Origin of the sequence: Lentzea tibetensis (assembly GCF_007845675.1) — a bacterium.
Taxonomy (GTDB): Bacteria; Actinomycetota; Actinomycetes; order Mycobacteriales; family Pseudonocardiaceae; genus Lentzea; species Lentzea tibetensis.
The window spans coordinates 67,908-90,372 of sequence record NZ_VOBR01000030.1 but is presented as its reverse complement, the minus strand read 5'-3'; the positions used below and the strand labels follow the sequence as shown (position 1 = coordinate 90,372).

At 71.5% G+C, this 22,465-nt stretch carries 15 protein-coding genes and 2 pseudogenes; 8 read left to right on the top strand and 9 right to left on the bottom strand.

Features of this window, described 5'->3' with window-relative positions:
- Positions 1–26: 26 nt before the first annotated feature.
- The 5 genes and pseudogenes from FKR81_RS34870 to FKR81_RS46245 all read left to right on the top strand — a co-directional run bounded on the left by FKR81_RS34870 (position 27) and on the right by FKR81_RS46245 (position 10,671).
- Positions 27–1,298 (top strand): MFS transporter, encoded by a 1,272-nt coding sequence (locus FKR81_RS34870; protein ID WP_146358504.1) that lies wholly within the window; start codon positions 27–29, stop codon positions 1,296–1,298.
- The gene (locus tag FKR81_RS45875; RefSeq protein ID WP_146358503.1) at positions 1,295–5,722 is read left to right on the top strand and encodes a beta-ketoacyl synthase N-terminal-like domain-containing protein; all 4,428 of its coding nucleotides are present in this window, start codon (positions 1,295–1,297) and stop codon (positions 5,720–5,722) included. The genes FKR81_RS34870 and FKR81_RS45875 overlap by 4 nt, the downstream gene beginning before the upstream one ends.
- Positions 5,719–7,209, top strand: a pseudogene (locus tag FKR81_RS46255) (condensation domain-containing protein); the annotation flags it as partial. The gene FKR81_RS45875 and the pseudogene FKR81_RS46255, both read left to right, overlap by 4 nt.
- Positions 7,189–7,800, top strand: a pseudogene (locus FKR81_RS46250) (AMP-binding protein); the annotation flags it as partial. The pseudogenes FKR81_RS46255 and FKR81_RS46250, both read left to right, overlap by 21 nt.
- The gene (locus tag FKR81_RS46245; RefSeq protein WP_456319426.1) at positions 7,774–10,671 is read left to right on the top strand and encodes a MupA/Atu3671 family FMN-dependent luciferase-like monooxygenase; all 2,898 of its coding nucleotides are present in this window, start codon (positions 7,774–7,776) and stop codon (positions 10,669–10,671) included. The pseudogene FKR81_RS46250 and the gene FKR81_RS46245, both read left to right, overlap by 27 nt.
- Here the strand turns inward: FKR81_RS46245 and FKR81_RS34855 are convergent, their stop codons facing one another.
- The 3 genes from FKR81_RS34855 to FKR81_RS34845 are packed head-to-tail and all read right to left on the bottom strand — an operon-like array spanning position 10,672 to position 13,597.
- On the bottom strand, positions 10,672–11,478 hold the full coding sequence (locus FKR81_RS34855) for a hypothetical protein (RefSeq protein WP_146358501.1): 807 nt from the start codon (positions 11,476–11,478) through the stop codon (positions 10,672–10,674).
- Between the two features lie 16 nt (positions 11,479–11,494).
- Positions 11,495–12,289: a hypothetical protein gene (locus tag FKR81_RS34850; RefSeq protein ID WP_146358500.1), complete on the bottom strand. Its 795-nt coding sequence runs from the start codon at positions 12,287–12,289 to the stop codon at positions 11,495–11,497.
- Between the two features lie 12 nt (positions 12,290–12,301).
- The gene (locus FKR81_RS34845) at positions 12,302–13,597 is read right to left on the bottom strand and encodes an MFS transporter (protein ID WP_146358499.1); all 1,296 of its coding nucleotides are present in this window, start codon (positions 13,595–13,597) and stop codon (positions 12,302–12,304) included.
- 302 nt (positions 13,598–13,899) lie between these two features.
- Between FKR81_RS34845 and FKR81_RS34840 the strand changes: the two genes are divergently transcribed.
- From FKR81_RS34840 to FKR81_RS34830, 3 genes are read left to right on the top strand one after another with little or no spacing between them, the layout of a single operon-like run.
- Positions 13,900–14,559, top strand: a complete 660-nt coding sequence (locus tag FKR81_RS34840) for a response regulator transcription factor (RefSeq protein WP_186763356.1) — start codon at positions 13,900–13,902, stop codon at positions 14,557–14,559.
- Positions 14,559–15,863 (top strand): sensor histidine kinase, encoded by a 1,305-nt coding sequence (locus FKR81_RS34835; protein WP_146358497.1) that lies wholly within the window; start codon positions 14,559–14,561, stop codon positions 15,861–15,863. Before FKR81_RS34840 ends, FKR81_RS34835 begins: the two co-directional genes overlap by 1 nt.
- On the top strand, positions 15,860–16,717 hold the full coding sequence (locus tag FKR81_RS34830; protein WP_146358496.1) for a TAXI family TRAP transporter solute-binding subunit: 858 nt from the start codon (positions 15,860–15,862) through the stop codon (positions 16,715–16,717). Before FKR81_RS34835 ends, FKR81_RS34830 begins: the two co-directional genes overlap by 4 nt.
- Here the strand turns inward: FKR81_RS34830 and FKR81_RS34825 are convergent, their stop codons facing one another.
- From FKR81_RS34825 to FKR81_RS34800, 6 genes are all read right to left on the bottom strand, one after another.
- A complete protein-coding gene (locus FKR81_RS34825; protein WP_146358495.1) occupies positions 16,718–17,683 on the bottom strand; it encodes a VWA domain-containing protein in 966 nt (321 codons plus the stop codon).
- Positions 17,680–18,561, bottom strand: a complete 882-nt coding sequence (locus FKR81_RS34820; protein ID WP_186763358.1) for a DUF58 domain-containing protein — start codon at positions 18,559–18,561, stop codon at positions 17,680–17,682. Before FKR81_RS34820 ends, FKR81_RS34825 begins: the two co-directional genes overlap by 4 nt.
- 65 nt (positions 18,562–18,626) lie before the next feature.
- Positions 18,627–19,673: an AAA family ATPase gene (locus tag FKR81_RS34815; RefSeq protein WP_146358493.1), complete on the bottom strand. Its 1,047-nt coding sequence runs from the start codon at positions 19,671–19,673 to the stop codon at positions 18,627–18,629.
- 65 nt (positions 19,674–19,738) lie between these two features.
- Positions 19,739–20,779, bottom strand: a complete 1,041-nt coding sequence (locus FKR81_RS34810) for a TolB-like translocation protein (protein ID WP_146358492.1) — start codon at positions 20,777–20,779, stop codon at positions 19,739–19,741.
- 18 nt (positions 20,780–20,797) lie between these two features.
- The gene (locus FKR81_RS34805) at positions 20,798–21,964 is read right to left on the bottom strand and encodes a cytochrome D1 domain-containing protein (protein ID WP_146358491.1); all 1,167 of its coding nucleotides are present in this window, start codon (positions 21,962–21,964) and stop codon (positions 20,798–20,800) included.
- Entirely contained in the window at positions 21,961–22,443 is a 483-nt protein-coding gene (locus tag FKR81_RS34800) for a SigE family RNA polymerase sigma factor (protein WP_146358490.1), read from the bottom strand. Before FKR81_RS34800 ends, FKR81_RS34805 begins: the two co-directional genes overlap by 4 nt.
- Positions 22,444–22,465 lie beyond the last annotated feature (22 nt).

Sequence of the window (22,465 nt, the reverse complement as noted above, 5' to 3'; positions counted from 1 at the left end):
TCTGAGACGCGCGCGTTCTTCTTCCCATGCACAAGCTCGCGCTGCGGGAACGCCTCACCGGAGGAGCGCCGCTCTTCCCCCTGGCCGTCCTGTTCGGACTGAACATCTCCGACGAGCTGGACGCGCTCGCCTTCCAGACACTCACACCGGAGATCAGGGACGCGTTCGGGCTGTCCAACTCGCAGATCATCGCGATGGGCACGATCCTCGCGCTCGCGGCGATGCTCGGCGCGGTGCCCGCCGGTGTGATCGGCGACCGGGCCAACCGGGTGCGAGTGGTGTGCTGCGCGGCGCTGATCTGGGGTCTTGCCGGTGCTTTCACCGGGCTCGCCAGCACGTTCACGATTTTCGTCGTGCTGCGCGTGATCGCGGGTCTCGCGCGAGTGTCCAACGAGCCGATCCACTCGAGCCTGCTCGGTGACCTCTACCCGCCGCGCAACCTGCCCGGCGTCTTCTTCGTGCACCGCCTGGCGAACCCCGGCGCCGCGGCGGCGGGCGTGCTGATCGGCTGGCTCGGCTCCGAGTACGGTTGGCAGACGACGTTCGTGCTGATCTCGTTGCCCACCTTCGTGATCGCACTCGTCGGCCTGCGGCTGAAGGAACCAGTGCGCGGCGGCACGATGGGTGAGACGACGCGGCAACCGGCCGTGCCGTTCCGCGAGGCGTGCCGCCAGCTGTTCGCCGTGAAGACCCTGCGCGGCCTGTGGGCCGGCGCGCTGCTGCTCGGAGTGCTCATCGTTCCGTTGCGCCAGCTGCATTCTTTGTTCTTCGAGCAGAGATTCGGATACGGTCCGGTCGGGCGCGGGACGATCCTCGCGCTCGGTGGCATCGGACTCATCGTCGGCATCGTGCTCGGTGCGATCATGGCCGAACGCGCCGTCTCGCGTGGCAACGTCCGCGGGCTCGGTCTGGTCGTCGGCTTCACGATCGCGATCGTCGCGGGCACGCAAAGCGCGATGGTGCTGATGCCGTGGGAGAGCACCGTGCTGGTGGTGAAGTTCTTCAACGCCGTGATGATCGGCGCTTACCAGCCGGCTTTCTACACGCTCGTCACCTACGTCTCGCCGCCGCGGGTACGTGCTCAGGCCTACGCCTGGGCGTACGGACTCGTAGGCGCAGGGGGCGTGCTCTCGCTCGCCATCACCACGTTCACCGCGCCACACGGAGCGGCCACGAGCCTGCTCGCGCTGGCCTGGGTGGCGGGCCTCAGCGGCACCCTGATCTTGCTGACGACCCGCTACATAGACAACGACCACGTAGTCCCGAATCTGCGGCAAGAGGAGATACCCCTCCGATGAAGAGCATGGTCGACCTGTTACGCGGCCACGCACGACAGCGCCCCCACCACACCGCCCTCACCTTCCTGGCGGACGGCGAGAACATCGCCGTCCGCACGGACTACGCGGAGATCGACCGGAAAGCCCGTTCGATCGCCGCGCAACTGGGTCAGCCGGGCGAACGAGCGCTGCTGCTCTACCCGTCAGGTCCCGATTTCGTCACCGCGTTCCTCGGCTGCCTGTACGCCGGCGTGATCGCGGTGCCCGCATATCCGCCCCGGTCCGACAAGCACCTCGGCCGCCTGCGCGCGATCGTCGCCGATGCCAAGGCGTCGCTCGTGCTCACCCCGCAGGATCTGGAGTTCCCCGGTACCAAGGTGATCGCGACCGATCGGCTGCCGGACGCCTCCGGCGAATGGAGTGAGCCCGCACTCCCCGACGTCGCTCTCCTGCAGTACACCTCGGGTTCCACCGGGAACCCCAAGGGCGTCGTGCTGACGCACGCGAACCTGTTGGGAAACCTGAAGTTGCTCGCCGACGGGATCGCGCACGGCGGCGATCCGAAGTTCGTGTCGTGGCTTCCGCTGTTCCACGACATGGGCCTCATCGCGAAGCTGCTCCAGGCCTTCCACTGGGGCGCCGAGTGCGTCGTCATGCCTCCGTCCGCTTTTCTGCAGCACCCGATCCGCTGGCTGCGCGCCATCAGCGAGCACGGCGGAACCGTCAGCGGGGCACCGAACTTCGCCTTCGACCTGTGCGTCCGGCGCACCACGCCGGAGCAGCGCGAAGGTCTCGACCTGAGCAGCTGGCGGGTCGCGTACAACGCGGCCGAGCCGGTGCGCGCGGACACGGTGCGCGCGTTCGCCGAGACGTTCGGCCCGCACGGCCTCCGGCCCGAGACGATGTTCCCGTGCTACGGGCTCGCGGAGAACTCGGTGTTCGTCTGCGGCCCCGGCAGCGGCGACCTGCCGAAGGTGTCCACTGTGGACCGCAAGGCGCTGGAGCGCGACGAGGTGCGGCCGGGTGAGCACCCGCTGGTCGGGCTGGGCCGGATGTCCGGTGACCAGCGACTGCGGATCGTCTCGCCGCACAGCGGCGTCGCACTGGGCCCGAACGCGGTCGGCGAGGTCTGGACGACCGGGTCCAGCACCGGGATCGGCTACTGGCAGCGGCCGGAGGAGAGCCTGGCGACGTTCGGCAACGAGCTGCCCGGCGAGCCGGGGACGTGGCTGCGCACCGGTGATCTCGGTTTCCTCGACGACACCGGCGAGCTGTTCCTCACCGGCCGGATGAAGGACCTGATCATCCAGCACGGCCGCAACCTGTACCCGCAGGACCTGGAGCGCACCGCCGAGGAGGCCCACCCCGGCCTGCGTCCCGGCTGCGGCGCCGCGTTCACCGTCGGGGACGACGACGAGAAGCTCGTGCTCGTGCAGGAGGTCGTCGACGAAGCGGTCGACGCCGGGCCCGCCGTGGCGGCCGCGCTCGCCGCGGACCACGAGGTGTCACTGCACGAGCTGGTGCTGATCCGGACCCGCAGCGTGCCGAAGACGACCAGTGGCAAGATCGCGCGGAGGGCGTGCCGGAAGGCCTACCTCGACGGCGCGCTCGACGTGGTCGGGCGCTGGCGGCCGATCTACGACGAGGTGCTCGCCGCGGTCACGGACCGGCTCGGCCGGGGCATCGCACCGGGCCAGGCGTTCGCGAGCGCGGGCGTCGACTCGGTCACCGCGGTCGCGATCTCCGGTGACCTGCAGCGCCTCATGGGGCGTCCGCTGCCCGCGACGCTGCTGTTCGACCACCCCACGCCGGAGGCCGTCGCCCGGTTCCTCTCCGGTGACGAGCACCGGCCGTCGGTGGCGGCCAACGGCGCCGACGAGCCCGTCGCGGTCATCGGGATCGGCTGCCGGTTCCCCGGCGCGCAGAACCCGGACCAGTTCTGGGACCTGCTCGACCGCGGCGGTGACGCGATCACCGAGCGGGACGGCGTGCGCGGCGGCTTCCTGGACGACGTGGCCGGGTTCGACGCCGAGTTCTTCGGCATCGCGCCGTCCGAGGCCGTCGGGATGGACCCGCAGCAACGACTCCTGCTCGAGGTCGCGTGGGAGGCGCTGGAACACGCCGGGATCGCGCCCACCTCGCTGGCTGGCACGCGGGCTGGCGTGTTCGTCGGCATCAGCAACAACGACTACGCGCGGCTGCTCGGCGACCGGCTGGACGCCCACTACGGCACCGGCAACGCGCTGAGCATCGCCGCGAACCGGCTGTCCTACGTGCTCGACCTGCGCGGCCCGAGCGTCGCGATCGACACGGCGTGCTCGTCGTCGCTCGTGGCGGTGCACCAGGCGTGCGCGTCGCTGCGCAGCGGTGAGAGCCGCATCGCGCTGGCGGCCGGGGTGAACCTGATCCTCGCGCCGCACCTGTCGACGGTGTTCACGCGGGCGAAGATGCTCGCGCCGGACGGCCGCTGCAAGACGTTCAGCGCGGACGCGGACGGCTACGTGCGTTCCGAGGGCTGCGGTGTCGTGGTGCTCAAGCCGTTGTCGACCGCGCTGGCCGACGGCGACGAGGTGCTGGCGGTCATCCGCGGTTCCGCGGTGAACCAGGACGGCCGCAGCAACGGGCTCACCGCGCCGAACGGCCCCGCGCAACGCGCCGTGATCACCGACGCGCTGGCCGACGCGGGCGTGACGCCCGCCGAGATCGGCTACGTCGAGGCGCACGGCACCGGCACGCCGCTGGGTGACCCCATCGAGTACGGGGCGCTCGCGGACGTGCTGCGCGGCAACGAGGGCTGCCTGCTCGGGTCGGCGAAGACGAACATCGGCCACCTGGAGTCGGCCGCCGGCGTCGCCGGCCTGATCAAGGTCGTGCTGTCGCTGCGCAACGGCCGGATTCCCGCGCACCGCAACCTCGGTGTGCTGAACCCGCACATCGACGCGATCGGGTCGCCGCTGTCGATCCCGGCGGCGAACGCCGAGTGGCCGCGCAGGGTCGCCGGTGTCAGCTCGTTCGGTTTCGGCGGCACCAACGCGCACGTCGTGGTCGCCGAGGCGCCGCGCAGCCCGGTCGAGCGCTCCGCGCACAGCCGGTACGTGCTGGCGCTGTCGGCGCACACCGAGGCCGCGCTGCACGAGCTGGCGCTGCTGTACGCGGACCGGCTGGCCGAGGGCGACCTGCACGTCGCGGACGTGTGCGCCACGGCCAACACCGGCCGCGCGGCGCAGGCGTTCCGGCTCGCCGTGGCGGGCACGAGCACCGCCGAGCTCGCCGCCGCGTTGTCGGACTTCGTGCTGGGCCGGTCGGTCCCGCCCGCCGACGACCTCGCGACCGCGTGGGTCGCGGGTGCCGCGGTGCGCTGGCCGTACCGCGGCCGCAAGGTGGCGCTGCCGACGACGCCGTTCCAGCGCAGGCGGCTGTGGCTGCCTGACAAGAATGACGACGTGGTCGCGCCGCAACACCTGTGGCAGCGCGTGGTCTCCCCCGGCGGCGTGGACGTCTTCGACGACCACCGGGTGCAGGGGCAGGTCGTGGTGCCGGGCGTCGGGTACGTCCAGATGGCGCTGACCGCGGCGCGGGAGCTCACCGGTGCGCGGCACCGCGCCGAGCACGTGGAGTTCCACGCGGTGCTGGCGCTGACCGGCACGCGCACCATCCAGGTGGCGCTGGACGACCGCATGCGCTTCACCGTCCGCAGTGGACCGGAACGGACGCTGCACGCGTCGGGGGTGCTGACGCCCGAACCGGTCATCAAGGCGGACCCGATCGACCCGCACGGCCGCCAGGTCGACGCGGCCGAGTACTACCGGATCATGGCGCGCAGCGTCGAGTACGGACCGTCGCTGCGCTGCGTCGACCGGGCGTGGGTGGCCGACGGCGAGTCGTTCGCCTCGTTGCGGCCGTCCGGCCAGGAGGCGTTGCTGGACACCGGGTTCCAGCTGCTCGGCCTGCTGCTCGACGGCAGCTCGCTGGTTCTGCCGGTCGGTGTCGACCGGGTGGACGTGCTGCGCGAGCCGGTGGGGCAGGTGCTGGCGCACGCGACCGCGGCGGACACGAGCGGCGACGTCTGCTCGGGCACGGTGCGCTGGTCGGATTCCGGTGGCGTGTTCGCGCAGGCGCTGGGCATGCGGCTGAAGGTCGTGCGGCAGACGAGCGGCTCCGCGTCGTTCGCGTCGTCCGACATCGGCGCGCAGCTGCGCGACCGGCTCGCGCTCGTGCTGGAGATCGACCCGGCTCGGATCGACTCCGAGCAACCGATGACGGACCTCGGGCTGGACTCGCTGATGTCCATGGACCTGCTCGGGGACCTCAAGCGCGACCTCGGGGTCGACGTGCCCGCGGTGCGGGTGCTCAGCGGGGCGAGCCTCGCCGAGCTGACGGAGACGGTGACGGCCCAGCTCGCCGAGCTGGCCGACGACTCGGAACGAGAGGAGTTCGTGCTGTGACCGGAGAATTCGTGGCTGAACTCCTGGACGACCTCAGGGCGGCCAAGATCCGCCTGCTGCTCGACGGCGAGGCACTGCGGGTGTCCGCGCCGAAGGACGCGATGACGACCGGGCTGCGGCTCCGGCTCGCGTCGCACAAGGCCGAGCTGGTGCAGCACCTGCGGGCCTACGAGGCCGCGATCGGCGCGATCGAGGTGGTGCGGCGGGAGAACCTGCCGCTGGCACCGAACCAGCGCGCGCTGTGGCTGCTCGACGAGCTGGACGGCCACCAGGCCACCTACGTGCTGACCGGTGGCGTCCGGTTCGACGGGCCGCTCGACGCGGCCCGGCTCGAACGCTGTCTCACCACCGTCGCGGCACGGCACGAGTCGCTGCGCACCGCGTTCCGGCCGGGGCCGGAGCAGGTCGTGCTGCCACCGCTGCCGGTGCCGCTGCCGTGCGTCGACGTGGCACCGTCGGACGCCGATGCGGTGATCCAGGCTCACGCTGCCAGGCCGTTCGACCTCGCGGCGGGCCGCCTGATGCGGGCGGTGCTGCTGAGGCTCGGGCCGGAGCAGCACCACCTCGTGCTGTCCGTCCACCACATCTGCGCGGACGCGTGGTCGCTCGGTGTGCTGTTCCGCGAGCTGTTCACGCTCTACGCGGGCGACGAACCGCCCGCGCTGACCGTGCAGTACCCGGACGTGGCCGTGTGGCGGCACCGCGCACTGTCCCCTGTGGACGAAGAGCGGCAGCTGGCGTACTGGCAGCACGTGCTCGACGGCGCTCCCCCGCTGCTGGAGCTGCCGACCGACCGGCCGCGTCCGGCGCAGCAGTCCTACCGCGGCGGCGTCGCCAAGCGCGTGCTGGGTGAGGACGTGGTGCGCGGCGTGCGCGAGCTGGCGAAGGCCGCGCGGGTCACGCCGTACACCGTGCTGCTGTCGGCGTGGTCGGCCGTGCTCGGCCGGTACGCGCGCACCGACGACCTGGTGATCGGCTCGCCGGTCAGCTACCGGCAGCGGCCGGAGACGACCCCGCTCGTCGGGTACTTCGTCAACGCGCTGCCGTGGCGGGTCGACCTGGCGGGCGACCCGTCGTTCCGCGCGCTGCTCGACCGGGTGCACACCCGCTGCCTCGCGGGCTACGACCACGCGGACGTGCCGTTCGAGCAGGTCGTCGCGCGGCTGCGGCCGGACCGCTCGCTGCGGCACGCGCCGGTGTTCCAGACGATGTTCATCCAGTACGAGGCACCGATCCGCACGACGACGATCGGCGACCTCGTGGCGCACCCCGAGGAGGTGCACGGCGGCGCGTCGAAGTTCGACCTGACGCTCACCGTCGAGGAACACCCGGACGAGCTGCGCTGCGCGCTGGAGTTCGCGGCCGACCTGTTCGACCCGGAGACCGCGGCCGGCTACCTGGAGCACTGGGAGACGTTGCTGCGCAACGCACTCGGCGCACCGGAGACGCCGGTGTCGAAGCTCGGGATGCTCGGTTCGGCCGAACGGCACCGGCTGCTCGTCGAGTGGAACGCCACGTCGCGGCCAGTCGCTCAGGCGACGTTGCCCGAACTGGTGGCACAGCAGGTGGCGCGCACCCCGGACGCGATCGCGTTGCACGCCGGTTCGGCGGCGCTGACCTACGCCGAGCTGTGGGAGGAGTCCGGGCGGCTGGCCGCCCGGCTCGCCGAGCGCGGCGTCGGCAGGGGCTCGCTCGTCGGAATCCTGTTGCCCCGCACGGCATCGCTGGTCACGGCGTTGCTGGCGGTGCTGCGCTGCGGTGCCGCGTACCTGCCGCTCGACCCGGCCGCACCACCCGCCCGGCGGGAGCACATCGCGCGGGACGCGTCGGTGGCGCTGGTGCTGGACGCCGACGAGCTCCGGGCACTGCAGCTGCTGGACGGAGTGGCGTTCGAGGGACCGCAACCGGAGGACCTCGCGTACGTCATGTACACCTCGGGTTCGACCGGGCGGCCCAAGGGCGTCATGGTCGAGCACCGCAACGCGGTGAACTTCTGCGCGGCGATGGACGACGTGCTCGACCGGCCGGCGAAGTGGCTCGCGGTCACGACGGTGTCGTTCGACATCTCCGTGCTGGAGCTGCTCTGGACGCTCACCGCGGGCACGACCGTGGTGCTGCAACCGGACGCGGCCGCGACACCGGGCAAGGTCGCGGACCTGAGCCTGTTCTACTTCGGGACGTCCGTAGCGGACGACCCGTACCGGCTGGTGCTGGAGGGGGCGAAGTTCGCCGACCGCAACGGTTTCGAGGCGGTCTGGACGCCCGAGCGGCACTTCCACGAGTTCGGCGGGCCGTTTCCCAACCCCGCGGTCGTCGGCGCGGCGATCGCGGCCGTGACGTCGCGAATCGGCATCCGGGCTGGCAGTGTCGTGGCACCGCTGCAGAACCCGCTGCGGGTAGCCGAGGAGTGGTCGGTCGTCGACAACCTGTCCGGTGGCCGGGTGGGTGTGTCATTCGCGTCCGGCTGGCAGGCCAACGACTTCGTGCTGGCACCGGAGAACTACGCCGACCGCAAGAACGTGATGATGTCGGCGATGGACGAGATCCGCACGCTGTGGCGCGGCGGCTCGGTGAGCCGGATGAACGGCGAGGGCGAGGAGATCGACGTGCGGGTGCACCCCGCGCCCGTGCAGCCCGAGCTGCCGGTGTGGCTCACCGCGGCGGGCAGCCCGGCCACGTTCGAGGCGGCGGGCGAGAGCGGGTCGAACCTGCTGACCCACCTGCTCGGCCAGGACCTCGACCAGCTCGCCGAGCGGGTGTCGTTGTACCGCAAGGCACGCGCTCGGGCCGGACATGACGGGCCGGGACGCGTCTCGCTGATGGTGCACGCGTTCGTCGGCCCGGACGCGGACGTCGTCCGCTCGGTCGTGCGTGATCCGTTCCGGCGCTACCTGGCGACGTCCGCGAACCTGATGCGCAACCTCGTGACGGCGTCCGACGACGAGGTGGAGGCGTTGCTGGACCGGGCGTTCGAGCGGCACTACCACTCGTCCGGCCTGTTCGGCACGCCCGAGCAGTGCGCGGAGAAGCTGGCCGCCATCGCGGACGCCGGTGTCGACGAGGTCGCGTGCCTCATCGACTTCGGCGTGCCGGAGGACGAGGTGCTGGCGTCGCTGGAACACCTGGCGGAGGCGCGATCGCTGCACGCGCAGCGCGCCGCGGACACGTCCGTGCCCGGACTGATCGGCGCGCACGGGGTCACGCACCTGCAGTGCACGCCGTCGCAGGCGGAGATGATCCTGCTGGAGCCCGGCGGCAGGGAAGCCCTGTCCTCGTTGAGCTCTCTGCTGGTCGGTGGCGAGGCCCTGTCGCCGCCGCTCGCAGAGGAGCTCACCGAGCTGGTGCCGGTGCGCAACATGTACGGGCCGACCGAGACGACGATCTGGTCGACCACCGGCGACACGTGTGCCATCGGACGGCCCATCGCGAACACCTCGTTGTACGTGCTGGACGCGCACCACGAGCCCGTTCCCGTTGGCGTGCCGGGAGAACTGCACATCGGCGGCGCGGGCGTGACGCGCGGGTACCTCGGCCGGGCGGAGCTCACGGCCGAGCGGTTCCTCCCGAACTCCTTCGGGGACGGGCGGATCTACCGCACCGGTGACCTGGTGCGGTACCGGCGTGACGGCGTGCTGGAGTTCCTCGGCCGCACGGACGACCAGGTGAAGCTGCGCGGCTACCGCATCGAGCTCGGTGAGATCGAGTCGGTGCTGCGCGAGCACCCGCACGTCACCGGGGCCGCGGTGGTGCTGCGCGACGAGCGTCTCGTCGCGTACGTGACCGGAAACGCCTCGGACGTCAGGGAGTTCCTGGCCGAACGGCTGCCGGAGTACATGGTGCCGTCGCACGTGGTGCCGCTGCCGTCGTTGCCGTACACGCCGAACGGGAAGCTCGACCGCAGGGCGTTGCCGACGCCCGGCGGTTCGATGTCGGACTCGGTGGCACCGCGCGACTTCCGCGAGCTGCGGATGGCCGCGCTGTGGGAGGAGGTGCTCGACGTGCGCCCGATCGGCGTGCACGACGACTTCTTCCGCACCGGCGGCCACTCGCTGCTGGCGGTGCGCCTGCTGGCCGCGGTGGAACGGGAGTTCGGCGAGCGGTTGCCGCTGTCGTCGCTGTTCCAGGCGCCGACGGTGGCCGGGCTGGTGCGTCTGCTCGACACGTTCGACCACCCGCGGGTCGTGGTGCCGCTGCGGACGTCCGGCTCGGTGCCGCTGTTCCTGCTGCCCGGCGCGGGCGGCAGCCTGGTGTCGCTGTACGACCTGGTCACCCGGCTGCCGCAGGCGTTCACGGTGTACGGCCTGCAGCCCGTCACGACGGGGTCGAGCGTGGTCGAGGACCTGGCGTCGGCGTACCTCGACGAGATCCGGTCCGTGCAGCCGCACGGCCCGTACCGCCTCGTCGGGCACTCGTTCGGCGGCGGCGTCGCGTTCGAGATCGCCACCCGGCTGCGCGCAGTCGGCGAGGAGGTCGCCCTGCTCGGCATGGCGGACACGTTCTCACCGGGCCGGACACCCGTTCCCGAACCCGCCTCGCACGCCGAGTGGATCGAGTCGGTCGCGGTGCTGTTCCACCGGCTCTACGGCCGCGATCCGGGTGTCCGGGCCGCGGACGTCGCCGGACTGGACGACGCCGCGCAGGAAGAGCACCTGCGGTCCCGGATGCGGGCGCTCGACCTGCTGCCACCGGAGATGGACGCCGAGCGGTTCACCGGCTTCCTGCGCACCCTGTGGGCCGACCAGCGCAGCACCTACACGCCTGCCGAACCGTTCGAGGGCCGGATCGTGTACTTCGGCGCGCACGACGCGGGCGACACAGCCGAGCAGTGGCGCGGGTGGGCCGAGTTCTCACGAGAGCCCATCGAGGTGGTGACCGTGCCGGGCGACCACTTCACCATGCTGGCCGCCCCGCACGTCGAGGTGCTCGCGACGGAGATCGCGGCACGTTGATCAGGTGATCTCGGGAGCCGGTCCCAGCAGCTCGGGGGCCGGCTCCTCGATCACACCGGGCACACCCCACTGCGTGAACGTCCTGGTCGTGATGCTCCGGCCGCCACCGAGCACCGGCTCGTCGGTCTCCAGCCGGACGAGCAGCCCGTCGGAGTCGACCCACACGTCGGTGCTCATCTCGGACAGACCCGAGTCCATCAGCTGCTTGAGGTGTGCCCGCTCCCGGTCGGACTCCGCGGTCGCGTGGAGGTCGGTGAACTGCACGGCACTGCGGTAGTGCGTGACCTGCCTGCCGTCGAGCACCTCGTCGGACGACTCGATCCGGCTGCCCCGCGGCAGGTCGCGGTCGATGGCGGCCGGTGAGGGGAACCGGTCGGCGATGGTGGCGAGCGTCCGGTCGAGCGGGGAGTTGCCGTACCACGGGTCGACCTTGGTCCACGGCTTCCCGGTCTGCGCAGCCCACTCCGCGGGGAGCTCCATGAAGATGTAGTTGGTGAACACCATGCGGTAGCCGCGCCGCTGGCTGCCGAACTGGTGCTCGTAGCGGCAGTCGCGGCTGGACAGGTTGCGGACCGCGTGGAGGCACTCCGCTCTGGAGCTCTCCACCCCGCCTTCCGTGACCGTGTCCACGGTGCGGACCCATTCCTTCGCAACCGCCGCCTTGCTCACCGCCGACGTCAGCGCGTACGCCTCGGTGAACGGGGCGGGCTTGGTCGACGTCGGTGGTGCCGGTGGTGCCGGTGCGGCCGTGCACGCCGTGGTCGCCGTCAGCAGGGCAGCGCACAGCGCCGCCAGCGTTCCTCTCATCGTTCCCCCAGGTCGGTCAGTTGATCTCGGGAGCTGATCCCAGCTGCTCGGCGGCCGGTTCCTCGATCACGCCGCGCGCACCCCAGTCGGTGAACGTCCTGGTCGCGATCCGCCGGCCACCGCCGAGCACCGGCCGGTCGGTCTCCACGCGGACGAGCAGCCCCTCGGAGTCGACCCACACGTCGGTGCTCATCTCGGTGAGCCCCGCGTCCATGAGCTGCTTCAGCTCCCCGCGTTCCCGCTCGGTCGTGGCGGTCGCGTGCAGGTCGGCGTACTGGACGGTGCTGCGGTAGTGGGTGACCTGCCTGCCGTCGAGCGTCTCGCCGGACGACTCGATCCGGCTACCGCGCGGCAGGTCGCGGTCGAGGTCCGCCGGTGCCGGGAAGCGGTCGGCGATCGGCGCCAGCGCCTTGTCGAGCGCGGAGGCGCCGAACCACGGGCTGACCTGGACCCACGGCTTGCCCGTCTGCGCGGCCCAGTCCGCGGGCAGCTCCATGAACATGAACTGGGTGAACACGATGCGGTAGCTGCGCGGCTGGCCCGCGATGTCGTGCTGGAACCGGCAGTCGCGGCGGGGGAGGTTGCGCAGCCGGTGCAGGCACTCGCCCCGCACGACCTCCTTGCCGCCCTGGGTGACCGTGTCCACGGTGCGTACCCAGTCCTTCGCGACCGCCGACTTGCCGACCGACTTCGTCAGCTTCTCCGCTTCGGTGAACGGGGCGGGCTTGGTCGTCGGGGATGGCGGGGGTGGCGGTGTCGCTGTGCACGCCGTGAGCAACGCAATGCACAGCGCCACCAGCGGTCTTCGCACCGTTCCCCCAGGTCAGTCCCTGTCGAGCACCGAGTCCCTCGACGTTTCGCGCATCGTGCCATAGACGATCAGCGACACGAGCACGCAACCCGCGACGTAGTAGAAGAACAGCGACTCGTGGCCCGCCTTCTTGAGGCCCAGCGCGACGTACTCGGCGGTGCCGCCGAAGATCGCCACGGTCAGCGCGTACGGCAGGCCGACACCCAGCGCGCGGATCTTCGTCGGGAACAGCTCGGCCTTCACGATCGCGTTGATCGACGTGTAGCCGGTGACGATCACCAGGCCGGCGAGCATCAGCAGGAACGCCAGCACCGGTTGCCTCGTGGTGGCGAGCGTGCTGAGCAGCGGCACCGTGCACAACGTGCCGAGCACGCCGAACGTCAGCAGCAGCGGACGTCGCCCGATGCGGTCCGACAGGCCACCCGCGAGCGGCTGGATCACCACGAACACCAGCAATGCCAGGAAGTTGACCCAGCTGACCGTCGACTCGTCGATCTTGCTGGTGTTCACCATGAACTTCTGCAGGTAGGTCGTGTAGGTGTAGAACGCGACCGTGCCGCCGAGGGTGAGGCCGACGACGAGCAGGCACTCCTTGGGGTAGCTGAGCAGCACTCGCAACGTGCCGCGCTGGGTCTCGGTCCCCTTGGCGTTCTGCTTCTCGAAGCTCTCCGACTCGTCCATGCCGCGCCGCAGGTACATGACGATGATCGCGCCGGTGGCACCGATGACGAACGGCACGCGCCAGCCCCAGCTCAGCATCTCCTGCTTCGTCAGGAACTGCTGGAGCACGATCTGCACGCCGAGCGCGACCAGCTGGCCCGCCGTCAGCGTGACGTACTGGAAGCTCGAGTAGAACCCGCGCTTGCCCTTCGAGGCCACTTCGGACAGATAGGTCGCCGAGGTCGAGTACTCGCCACCCACTGACAGCCCTTGCAGCAGGCGTGCGGTGACCAGCAGGATCGGCGCGGCGACTCCGATCGTCGCGAACGACGGCGTCAGCGCGATCAGCAGCGAGCCGAACGCCATGAGCGTCACGCTCAGGGTCAGCGCCGCGCGACGGCCGTGGCGGTCCGCGTACCGGCCGAGCATCCAGCCGCCCAGCGGGCGCATCAGGAAGCCGACGGCGAACACCGCCGCCGTGTTGAGCAGCTGCGCTGTCTGGTCGCCCTTCGGGAAGAACGCCGCCGCGAAGTAGATGCTGAACGCCGTGTAGGCGTACCAGTCGTACCACTCGATGAGGTTGCCGATGGAACCTCGCAGGACGTTCGCCACCACCCGGCGCTCGGACCGCTGCTCAACGACTGCCATAGTCGCCCTCCCGTTGCGTGATCACCACACGATCAGGGGCGCTGGTGGTGTCGAAGAAGGCGGACGCGTGCTTCTTTACGTTCCCTTAGGCAGCAGATCTCGACGCCACTTCTCCCTGCGCTCAGGGCTGTTTCGCACGCGTTTCGCACGCTCGCGCGGAGGCGCGAGCTGGTTCGGCGCGACTTCAGGAAGCTCGATGGGCCGAGGGTCGATCTTGATTTCGGCGTGCGGAAGTGGCGGCACGGGCTTCTTTACGTTCCCTTAAGCCGCCCGGCAGCTCACCCGGCGCGATACTGGTGCGCGTGCGAGTGCTGCTGGTCGAGGACGACGATGGTGTCGCGGACGCCCTGGTGGAGGCGCTGCGCGCGCACGGGCACCAGCCGACGCGGGTGAGCAGGGGCGCGGACGCGCTGATCGCGCACCGCGACGCGGACGTGGTGCTGCTCGACCTCGGCCTGCCCGACGAGGACGGCCTCGAGGTGCTGCGCAAGCTCCGCAAGGTGGACACCCAGCCGGTGCTGGTGCTCACCGCGCGCGGCGACGAGCGCACGGTGGTGCGCGGGCTGCGGCTCGGCGCGGACGACTACCTGGTCAAGCCGGTGCGGCTGGCCGAGCTGCTGGCGCGCATGGACGCCGTCGTGCGGCGCAGCGCGGCCCGGTCCGCCGCGCCCGACGACATCGTGCGGGTGTCCGATGTGGAGATCGACCTCGAACGCAGGCGCGTGTCGGTCGGTGGCGAGGAGATCTCGTTGACCACCAAGGAGTTCGAGCTGCTCGCGGTGCTCGCGCGGCGGCCGGGCACCGCGGTCAGCAGGCAGCAGCTGATGGACGAGGTGTGGGGTGACGCGTTCGTGGCCGTGTCGCGGTCGCTGGACGTGCACCTGACCGGGCTGCGGTCCAAGCTGCGGCGGCCCGGCCTGCTCACCACGATCCGCGGCTTCGGCTACCGGCTCGGTGACTGATGCGCCAACGGCTTCTGCTCGTGCTGCTGCTGTTCTCGCTGTCGGCGGTGGCGGCGTTCGCCGTGCCGCTGCTCGCCAGCACCGCGTCCGAACGCACCCAGCAGTTCGTGATCAGCCGGACCGCCGACCTCGACCGGTTCGCCGCGCTCCCCCGCGACGTCGTCGCCGATGAGGCCGTCCGCTACACCTCGTTGTACGGCGAGGAGATCGTCATCGTGGACGCGTCGGGCGGTGTGGTCGTCGAGTCGGGAATGGACGTTCTCGACGTGCCGGACGTCATCGAGTCCGCGCTGCGCAACCAGCCCGCCGCGCCGGTGCCGACCGTGCTGCCGTGGAACGGCGGCGACGTGCTGTTCGCCCGCCCGATCGGCACCGGCACGCGGGTCAACGGCGCCGTCGTGCTGCGCGCGTCCACCGAGGCCACGGCGACGGACGTGCTGCGCCGGTGGGCGTGGGTGCTGGCCGGTGCCGTGCTGGCCGCGGTGGCGTCCGTGCTGCTGGTGCTCGTGGTGGCGCGCTGGTTGTTGCGCCCGTTGAAGGAGCTGGACCGCGGGGTGCGCGCGGTCGCGGCCGGTCAGCGGCGCGCGCACGTCGTCGACACCGCCGGACCGGCCGAGCTGCGGGCCTTGTCCGAGTCGTTCAACCGCATGTCCGACGCCGTCACCGAGGCCGCGGACCAGCAGCGCAGGCTCATCGCGGACGCGTCGCACCAGCTGCGCAACCCGATGGCCGCGCTGCGGTTGCGGGTGGACATGTTGCCGGGCAACGAGTCCGTGGTCGCCGAGGTCGAACGGCTCGAGTCGCTGCTGGACGGCCTGCTCGCGCTCGCGTCGGCGGAGAGCACCGCGACCGAGGTGGCCGCGGGCGGCCGGGAGCCCGAGCTGGCCGACCTGGGGGTGGTGGTGCACGAGCGGGTCGACTTCTGGCTCCCGTCCGCGACCGAGGCCGGGGTGGCGCTGACGATCGTCGACGGCATGCCGTCGCTGGTGCGGTGCCCCGAGTCCGACCTCGCGCAGGTGCTGGACGTTCTGCTGGACAACGCCATCAAGTACGGCGGCAACACCGTCACCATCACGCACGACCGGGCCGTGCTGACGGTGTCCGACAACGGTCCCGGCCTGTCCACTGAGGACATCGAACGGGCCACCGAGCGGTTCTGGCGCGGCCGCGACGACCGGCGCGGCACCGGGCTCGGGCTGGCCATCGCGGAACGCCTGGTCACCGCGCGCGGCGGGACGCTGGAACTCGCGTCGCCACAGGGACTTTCGGTCACGCTCGCGCTGCCGAGGGAGCCGGTGCTGTGAAGCGGCGGACGTTCCTGCTCGGCGCGCTGGCCGTGTCCGCGTGCTCCTCGGGCGAGCCTTCGGGTTCGCTGGTGCTCGCCGCGGGCGAGGAAGGCGGGCTGTACCTGGACTTCGCCCGCCTGCTCGCCGCCAACGCGCCGTCCGGCCTGCGCATCACGCCCGTCGCGAGCGGCGGGAGCATGGACAACCTGAACCGGCTGCGCGCCGGCGAGGTGGACCTGGCGCTGACGCTGGCCGACAGCGCCACACCCGAACTGCTCGCACTGGGCCGCGTGTACGAGAACTACCTGCAGCTCGTCGTGCTCGCGGACTCACCGGTGCGCGGCGTCGCCGACCTGGCCGGGAAACCGGTGTCGCTGGGCGCACTGGGTTCCGGTGCGGCGCTGCAGGGTTCCCGGCTGGAGCTCGGCGCGGACGTGCGGCACATGCCGCTGGACGACGCCGTGGACGCGTTGAAACGCGGCGAGATCACCGCGTTCCTCTGGTCCGGTGGCGTGCCCACACCGCGGCTGGCGCGCGAGCGCGGGCTGCGCCTGCTGCCACTCGACGGGCAGATCCCCCGACTGCGCGCCGCGTACGGCTCGGTCTACGAGCTGGTGACCGTGCGCGCGGGCGTGTACGACTCGGTGGCCGAGGTGCCGACCGTGGGGACGGCGAACCTGTTGGTGTGCAAGCCGACGCTCCCGGACGAGCTGGCCGGTGCCGTGGTGCGGATGCTGGTCCAGCGGGCGGCCCAGCTGGTGCCCGCGCAGGCGCTGGGCACCCAGTTCCTCGACGTGCGCTCGCTGATCGTCACCGGCCGGATCGGCCTCCACCCCGGTGCGGCGGCGGAGTACCGCCGCCTGCACGGGTGATCAGGGCAGTCGCTGGCCCAGCAGCAGCGCCAGCGCGGCGGCGAAGACCGACGACAGGGTGCCGATGATGAGCCACGGCTTCGAGGCGTCCGCCTTCTTCTTCTCGTAGCCGATCTGCTCGCCGAGCGTGTCGTACACGCGGCGCAGCTCCTCGGCGGACGCGGCCTTGAAGAACTCGCCGCCGGACAGCTGGGCGATCTCCTTCATCGACTCGTCGTCGACGGGGACGGGCTGCTGCCGTCCCTCGATGTCGACGGTGCCCTCCTCGGTGCCGAACGAGATCGTCGAGATCGGGATGCCCGCCTTCTTGGCGTCCTCGGCCGCGTCGAACGCCTTGCGCGTGCCGACGGTCTCCTTGCCGTCCGTCATCAGCACGATGCGCGCGGGCGGCGGGCCCTCGGCGCCGCCGACGACCTTGCCGAACGAGTCGATCGCGGCCATGGCAGCGACGATCGCGTCACCGGTCGCGGTCGACTGAGCCAGCTTGAGGCCGTCGATCGACTGCGTCACCGCGGGACGGTCCGTCGTGGGCGCCACGAGCACGGTCGCCGAGCCGGCGAACGAGATCAGGCCCAGGTTGATGCCGGGCGTGAGGCCCTCGGCGAACGACTTCGCGGCCACCTGAGCGGCTTCGAGCCGCGACGGCTGCACATCCGTGGCCTTCATCGACAGCGACGTGTCGACCACGAGCATCACGGTCGCGCGGTTGCGGGGCACGCGCTGCTCGGCGGTCGGCCCGGCCAGCGCGACGGTCAGCAACGACAACGCCACCAGCAGCAGGGTCGCCGGCACGTGCCTGCTCCAGCCCTCGCGCTTGGGCGCCACCTTCTCCAGCAGCTCGAGGTTGGTGAAGCGCATCACCCGACGGCGACGGATCCGTTGCAGCACCACGTATCCCGCCGCGAGGGCGACGACCACCAGCAACAGCAGGAACCACCAGGGGGCGACGAAGCTGGACAAGCTCATGCCACACCTCCCGACCAACGCCGCTTGCGAGCGACCACGAAGCGGACCATGTCCGCGATCCAGTCCGAATCGGTGCGCAGCACCAGATGCCCGGCACCGGCACGGCGCAGACCGGACGCGACCGAGGCGCGGTGTTCCGCGGCCGCGGCCGAGAACTCCTTGCGCAGCAACGCCGACGCGTGCACCTCGCGCTGCCTGCCGCTCTCCGGGTCGGACAGCACGACGGTACCGACGTCGGGCAGGTCGATGTCCCGCGGGTCGATCACCTCGACCGCGACGAGCTCGTGCCGCGCCGACAGCGCGCGCAGCGGGCGCTGCCACTCCATGCCGCCGAGGAAGTCCGAGACCACCACCACGAGGCCGCGGCGGCGCGGCGGGCGGCGCAGCTGTTCCAGCAGCTCGGCGAGATCACCTCGGGTGCCGTCACCGGCGCGGGGGATCTCGGCGATGCGGCGGATCATGCCGCGCGCGTGCGCGAGTCCGCCGCGGGCCGGGATGCGGACGGTGGACGCACCGGTCGACACGACGGCGCCGATGCGGTTGCCGCCGCCGCGGGTCAGGTGGGCGATCGCGGCGGTGGCCGCGATCACCAGGTCGCGCTTCTCGCACGCCGCCGTGCCGAAGTCCAGCGACGGCGACAGGTCGATCGCGACCCACGTCTCCAGCTCGCGGTCCGCGACCGTCTCGCGGATGTGCGGCACGGTCGTGCGCGCGGTGACGGCCCAGTCCATCCGGCGCACGTCGTCGCCTGGCTGGTAGGTCCGCGCCTCACCGGGCTCGCTGCCGGGCCCCGGCACGAGGCCGAGGTGGTTGCCCTGGAGCAGGCCGTCGAGCCTGCGCCGGACGTCGAGCTCCAGCATGCGCAGCGCGGCCTCCATGCGACCGCCGTGCAGCACCGGTGGCGCCCACGAAGGGCGCTCGGCTGGCTTCTTCGACTCGCTCACTACCTGCTACCAGCCGGAACCGGCTGCTGAGGGCGTGCCGACACCTGCGGCAGCGGCACGATCTGCAGCACGCGGGTGATGATGTGGTCGATCGGCACACCGTCGGCGAGCGCGTCGTAGGACAGCACGAGCCGGTGGCGCAGCACGTCCGGCACGACGTCGACGACGTCCTGAGGCAGCACGTAGTCGCGCCCGCGCACCAGCGCCAGCGCACGCGCGGCCGCGATGATGCCGAGCGAGGCGCGCGGCGACGCGCCGTACGCGACCCACCCGGCCACGTCGGACAGTCCGTGCTCGCCGGGCGCGCGGGTCGCGATCACCAGGCGCACCACGTAGTCGACGAGCGCGTGGTGCACGAAGACGCGGGACGCCACACCCTGCAGGCGCACCAGCTCCTCGGGGCTGAGCACCTGGCTCGGCTCCGGCGGCTCGACGCCCATCCGGTAGACGATCTCCCGCTCCTCCTCGGCCGTCGGGTACTCGACCTGGATCTTGAACAGGAAGCGGTCGCGCTGCGCCTCGGGCAGCGGGTACACGCCCTCGTTCTCGATGGGGTTCTGCGTGGCGAGCACGAGGAACGGGTTCGGCATCGGGAACGTCTTGCCGCCGATCGACACGTGCCGCTCGGCCATCACCTCGAGCATCGCCGACTGCACCTTGGCGGGCGCGCGGTTGATCTCGTCGGCGAGCACGAAGTTGGCGACGACCGGCCCGAGCTCGACGTCGAACGCCTCGCTGGACTGCCGGTAGATGCGGGTGCCGAGGATGTCGGCGGGCACGAGGTCCGGCGTGAACTGCACGCGCGAGAACGATCCGCCGACCACGCGGGCGAAGGTCTCGACGGCCAGCGTCTTCGCGACACCCGGCACACCTTCGAGCAGCAGGTGCCCCTTCGACAGCAGACCGACGAGCATGCGCTCGACCAGCCGGTCCTGCCCGACGATCACGCGCTTGACCTCGAACACCGTGCGTTCGAGCAGCTGTGCGTCACGAGCAGGCGTGTTGGGCGCCTCGGCGGCGGGCTCGGTCACGAGGAAGGCCTCCATGGACATGGTTGTGCGACGGGACCGAGTCTTCCCGACGTGCGGTTTAACTCCTGTGAAGGGTCCCGTTAAACCGCGATCTCGGTGTGCCGGGCGATGTGCGTGACCCGCCTGATCTCGCCGGTGTCGACGTTCCACGACAGGATGTGGTCGCCGCTGAGCACCAGCAACGTCGAATCGTCGAACCAGCGCAGCACCCGAGCGTCCCCGGACGGCGCCCCCAGGACCCGCGGCGGCGCTCCGGCCATCGGCACGAAGCTGTAGTAGGTCATGATGATCACCATCGGCACGGCGTACCCGCCGTTGCCCGCGACGGCGATCCGCTGGCCACGCGCCGCCGGGATGTCGCGCACGTCGTCCACCAGCGGTTTCAGCGAGTGGCTGATCGTTCGGCCGATGTGCTCGGGCCCGTAGAAGTACGACAGCATGATCTCCGGGTTGCGCCGTCCGTTGCTGACGCCCGCCGCGGTCGCGTCGCTCCCGGAGAACGACGACGGGCGCCTGCGGTCCGACATCCGGATGATCACCGAGCCGTCCGCGGCGTCCACCAGCTGCGTACCCCGGCCGCTGACCGTGAGCAGCTGCTTCCCGTCGGGGCTGATCGCGGCGTGCGTGTTGGCGCCCGGCACCGGAACGCTCCTGCTCAGTCCGGTGGTGAGGTCCACGATCAGCACCGCGTCGCGCTGCGGGAACACCGCGGTGCGGCCGTCGCCGGACAGCGAGGTGGGCCGCATCGCCCACACCGGCTCGCCCGAGCTGGTGGCCGTGGCCGGCACGTCCAGCGACCGCAGGAAGCCGTCCTCGCCCAGCACCAGCACGGGCGCGGACGCGGCCGTCTGGAACAACGCGAGCGCGCGCGTGACCGGGTTCTCCCGCAGCGGCATCGCACCGGCCGGATCGGGGTCGACGCGGGCGGGGAAGTCCGTGTCCAGGTACCGCAGCGAGTCCTCGGTGCCGCGCAACGGGAGGTTGACGTCGACCGCGCGGGTCACCACGGCATCGGGCGGTTTCGGTGGCGGGAGCGACGGTTCGAGGCGCATCACGACAGCCGTCGCCACGAACGCCGCGACCAGCACGGCGGCCGGGACGAGCCGGGACCTCGGCGCCACGCACCGATTGTCCGCCAACTAAAGGACGATTGTCCCCATCCGTTTCACATGCATCACCCGGTTGATCTCCCCGGTGTTCGTGTTCCAGGACAGCACCACGGGTTCCGGACCATCGCTGAGCAGCAGCAACGTGGTGTCGTCGAGCCAGCGCAACGGCCGGGTGCCGCCCTTCCACCTGCCGTCCGTGGTCGGTGAGCCGAGCACGCGCACGGGCCCCCGGTGGTGGTCGTGCAGCGCGATGACCACCGCGTCGGTGTCGTACCCGCCGAAACCGGCGGCGGCGAGCCTGGTCCGGTTCACCGCGGGCAGACCCCAGAACTGGCCGACGAGGTCGGGCATCCGGTACGTGGTCGACTCGCCGTCGGGCTCCATCGACCACACGGACGGGGTGCCGCCCACGTCGCCGGCACCGTGGAACGGCGGGTCGACCGCGCCACCGGCCATCGGCGCGGGCCGCGGCCACTCGGTCACCACCTCACCGCCCGGAACGCGGCGCAGTGACGTGGAACTGCCGGTGGTGACGGCGACCAGCAGGCCGTCGGCGCTGAGCGCCGCCTGCTCGTTGGCGCCCGGAGCGGGGATGCGGCGGTCGGCGCCGGTCGTCAGGTCGACCAGCACGACGGAGTCGCGCTGCGGGAACACCGCGGTCCTGCCGTCGGCGGACAGCGCACCGGGCCGCAGCGCGCCGACGGTGTCGCCACCGGCGGTGACGATCGGCTGCAGGTCCTCGTCGATGCACCGAATCCGGCCGTCGTCCCCGAGCACCACGACGGGCATGTCCGGTGAGGTCTGGAACAACGCCAGCGCACGCCGCACGGGATCGGCGTTCAGCAGGGTGGCCTGCGCCGGGTCGGGGTCGACGGCCACCGGGTAGGACGTCGTCAGCTGCGGCAGCGCGAGCTCGTCCTTCTTCGGCGGCAGCGTCTCGGACACCTTGCGGGGCGTGGTCTGCGTGATCGGCGGCGGCGCGAGCGGCAGGTGTTCCTCGGGGGCCGGTGTCGTGACGACGAGCATCACCCCGCACACCGCGATGGTCGCCGCGGCGGCCAGGCCGATGCGCGTCGCGGAACGACGCCGGCGCAACCGCTGACCACCCGCCCACGCGTCGGTGGCGAGATCATCGGAACCTTCGGGCGCGTCCAGCGCGAGGTTCCGCAACGCGTCCCTGATGTCGCTCTCGCTCACGCGGTCACCTCCTGCATCTGCTCACGCATCCGCCGCAACGCCAGGTGCGTCTGGCTCTTCACCGTGCCGACCCGCACCCCGAGCACCGCCGCGGTCTGGGACTCGGTGAGGTCGTCGAAGTACCGCAGCACCAGCACCGCCCGCTGCTTGGGCGTGAGGTCCGCCAACGCGCGCAACAACTCCTGCCGCCGGGTGACGTCCTCAGCCAGGTCACCCCACCCGGCTACGTCCGGCGGGGTCTCGGTCACCCGCTCGCGCCGCAGCTTGCGCCAGCCGGACACGGCGTCGCGGTAGAGCACGGTGCGCACGAACGCCTCCGGGTGCGACGGCCCGATCCGGTCCCACCGCTCGGCGAGCTTGGTCAGCGCCTGCTGCACCAGGTCCTCGGCGCGGTGCCGCTCCCCGGTGAGCAGGTACGCGGAACGCAGCAACGCAGCGCGATGCTCCGTCACGAACTCCTCGAACCCCGCGAACCCCACACCCCGGTAAACGCCCGAGCGC

Bases quoted from the DNA above. Each gene is read 5' to 3' on its own strand.
- FKR81_RS34870 (WP_146358504.1), top strand. From the start codon at position 27: ATGCACAAGCTCGCGCTGCGGGAACGCCTCACCGGAGGAGCGCCGCTC.
- FKR81_RS45875 (WP_146358503.1), top strand. From the start codon at position 1,295: ATGAAGAGCATGGTCGACCTGTTACGCGGCCACGCACGACAGCGCCCC.
- FKR81_RS34855 (WP_146358501.1), bottom strand. From the start codon at position 11,478: ATGAGAGGAACGCTGGCGGCGCTGTGCGCTGCCCTGCTGACGGCGACC.
- FKR81_RS34845 (WP_146358499.1), bottom strand. From the start codon at position 13,597: ATGGCAGTCGTTGAGCAGCGGTCCGAGCGCCGGGTGGTGGCGAACGTC.
- FKR81_RS34835 (WP_146358497.1), top strand. From the start codon at position 14,559: ATGCGCCAACGGCTTCTGCTCGTGCTGCTGCTGTTCTCGCTGTCGGCG.
- FKR81_RS34825 (WP_146358495.1), bottom strand. From the start codon at position 17,683: ATGAGCTTGTCCAGCTTCGTCGCCCCCTGGTGGTTCCTGCTGTTGCTG.
- FKR81_RS34820 (WP_186763358.1), bottom strand. From the start codon at position 18,561: ATGGAGGCCGCGCTGCGCATGCTGGAGCTCGACGTCCGGCGCAGGCTC.
- FKR81_RS34815 (WP_146358493.1), bottom strand. From the start codon at position 19,673: ATGGAGGCCTTCCTCGTGACCGAGCCCGCCGCCGAGGCGCCCAACACG.